3 protein-coding genes and 1 tRNA gene are annotated in these 2,330 nt (G+C 67.3%); 1 reads left to right on the plus strand and 3 read right to left on the minus strand.

Translation table 11 applies throughout. The annotated features are described in order from the left end of the window. Positions 1-62 precede the first annotated feature (62 nt). Positions 63-665 carry an RdgB/HAM1 family non-canonical purine NTP pyrophosphatase gene (gene rdgB / locus ACFTZL_RS44075; protein ID WP_382596036.1) on the plus strand — a complete coding sequence of 201 codons (603 nt, stop codon included), beginning with the start codon at positions 63-65 and terminating at the stop codon, positions 663-665. Between the two features lie 53 nt (positions 666-718). Here the strand turns inward: rdgB and ACFTZL_RS44080 are convergent. From ACFTZL_RS44080 to ACFTZL_RS44090, 3 genes are all read right to left on the minus strand, one after another. Continuing rightward, positions 719-802: transfer RNA gene (locus ACFTZL_RS44080), tRNA-Leu, on the minus strand. Then, complete coding sequence (locus ACFTZL_RS44085; protein WP_382596039.1) at positions 802-1,479, minus strand: HNH endonuclease; 678 nt, start codon at positions 1,477-1,479, stop codon at positions 802-804. Before ACFTZL_RS44085 ends, ACFTZL_RS44080 begins: the two co-directional genes overlap by 1 nt. After that, on the minus strand, positions 1,476-2,138 hold the full coding sequence (locus ACFTZL_RS44090; protein ID WP_382596042.1) for an HNH endonuclease signature motif containing protein: 663 nt from the start codon (positions 2,136-2,138) through the stop codon (positions 1,476-1,478). Before ACFTZL_RS44090 ends, ACFTZL_RS44085 begins: the two co-directional genes overlap by 4 nt. Positions 2,139-2,330 lie beyond the last annotated feature (192 nt).

Consider the following 2,330-nt stretch of genomic DNA (forward strand, 5'->3'; position numbering starts at 1 on the left):
TCGTGGCCGATCGCGCAGTTCCCCGCGCCCCTTACGGGGCGCGGGCAGTGATACTGGGGGCCATGACCCGCCTGATCCTCGCCACGCGCAACGCCGGAAAAATCACCGAACTCAGGGCGATCCTGGCCGAAGCCGGCCTGCCCCACGACCTGGTCGGTGCCGACGCCTACCCGGACATCCCCGACGTCAAGGAAACGGGCGTCACCTTCGCGGAGAACGCCCTGTTGAAGGCCCACGCCCTGGCCCAGGCCACCGGCCTCCCCGCGGTCGCCGACGACTCGGGCCTGTGCGTAGACGTCCTGAACGGCGCCCCGGGCATCTTCTCCGCCCGCTGGTCCGGCCGGCACGGCGACGACAAGGCCAACCTGGACCTGCTCCTCGCCCAGCTCTCGGACATCGCCGACGACCACCGCGCCGCCCACTTCGCCTGCGCGGCGGCGTTGGCCCTGCCCGACGGCACGGAGCGCGTGGTCGAGGGCCAACTCCGAGGCACCCTCCGCCACGCCCCGTCAGGCTCGGGCGGCTTCGGCTACGACCCGATCCTCCAGCCGGACGGCGAGACCCGCACCTGCGCGGAACTGACTCCCCAGGAGAAGAACGCGATCAGCCACCGGGGGAAGGCGTTTCGGGCACTGGTGCCGGTGGTGCGGGAGCTGTTGGGCTGAGCGCAACAGAAACGGCCTGCGCATCAGTCCTTTGACGTGCAGGCCGTTTGTCGTGCGGCGGAAGGGATTCGAACCCTCAAGCCCGGTCAGGGGCCACAGGACCTAAACCTGCTGCGTCGCCATTGCGCCACCGCCGCTAGCCGCCTGTCATCGTACCGGGAGCCGCTCGCCGGCTTCTGCCTCCCCTGCACCACGTGCTGGTGATCGCATGGCAGTTTGGGCACAACAGGCGGAGGTTTTCACGCCGATCGTCCCGCCAGTCGCCGTTGATGTGGTCGACCTCCAGAGTCATGGGCTTCCCGAGCCACTCGGGGCCTACCCCGCACCGCGCACACTCCTCCGGTACGCCGACTTCGCGCAGCGCTCGCCGCAGTAAGACGGTTTTGGTCCGGCGCTGGCCAGTGTGTTGGACCAGGATCTCCTCGGGACGCTTGACAGGGGTCGTGCCCGGTCTCGCGCGCTGGTGTGCCTGTCCGAGGAAGTGCGTGGTCGAGATGCGCTCCTCGGCGAACCACTCACGCAGCTTGTTGCGTTCCCTGCCGTTGTTCGTGCGCCCCAGACGGCGCAGGACCTCGGCCATGGAGATCGCACCGGCGACAGCCTCGCGCAGTTCGTCGGGCGTGGGCCTGGCGAGTCTGCCAGTGGGCCGGAAATGGGAGATGTCGATGCCGAAGTGAGCGAATCGCTTGGTGAGGTATCGACGGAGCTGGCCGTAGGGCCTGGTGCCGAAGAAGGCGATGACCTCGTCGATGTCGGAACACCGTGTGGCTGCTTCAGCGAGCCGGTCGCGGTCGTACCGCATGCCGCCGGTCATGAGACGCGACCCCTGCTCTGCCCTTTGCCCCTGCCGCGATAACTGTCGGTCGTCGAGTGGCAGTTGGGGCAGACCATGCGCAGGTTGTCGATCCGGTTGTTCCGCCAGTTCCCGTCGATGTGGTCGATCTCGAGGGGGAGGGGCTCTCCGAGCCAAAGGGGCTCGATTCCGCCGAGCGCGCAGCGCTCCACCGCGCCCAGTTCGCGCATCGCCCTCTTGAGCCGCGTGCCGGGAGTGCGCATGGGGTGTGGCGAGGTGTCTTCGGTGAGAATTTCCTCGGCGGTGCGGCGGCGCTGGTTGTACCTCTGGCGTTCCGTGCGGGCCACCGGCGTGAAGTGTGAGGTGTCGATGTCATAAGCCTTGATGCGCCGGGAGATGTTGGTGTGGTGCCCGCCTACCGGCTCGAGCCCGAGTCGCCGAAGGACCTGGTTGACACTTGTCGACTCAGCCACCACAGGGCCGAGGATTTCCCTCGTCCACTTGGCGCCTTCCCGTTGGAAGTGAGAGACATCCACTCCCAACTTCTTCATGCGATCGAGGACGTAGCGTCGCTTCCAGCCCTTTGGCTCCACCCCCAACCTCCCCAACGCCTCCGACAACGTCCGCGCCCCTCGAGCCGCCTCCTCCAGTCGCTCCCTGCTGTACACACTGGCCCCCACCGCACCCCTCCGCCCTCGACCACCCGTTCGTGATCTCGCACGGAGTAACGAAGCGTTTATCGGACAGTCACGCCCGAAATATGGAACGGCTCGTACCGGGGAACCCCGGTACGAGCCGTTCCACAGCAGAGAGAAGCGGGGTCTCAGATCCCCAGATACTTGATGATCTTGGCTACGTGGCCGGTCGCGCGG

The organism is Streptomyces sp. NPDC056948 (genome assembly GCF_042674225.1).
Taxonomy (GTDB): Bacteria; Actinomycetota; Actinomycetes; order Streptomycetales; family Streptomycetaceae; genus Streptomyces; species Streptomyces purpurascens.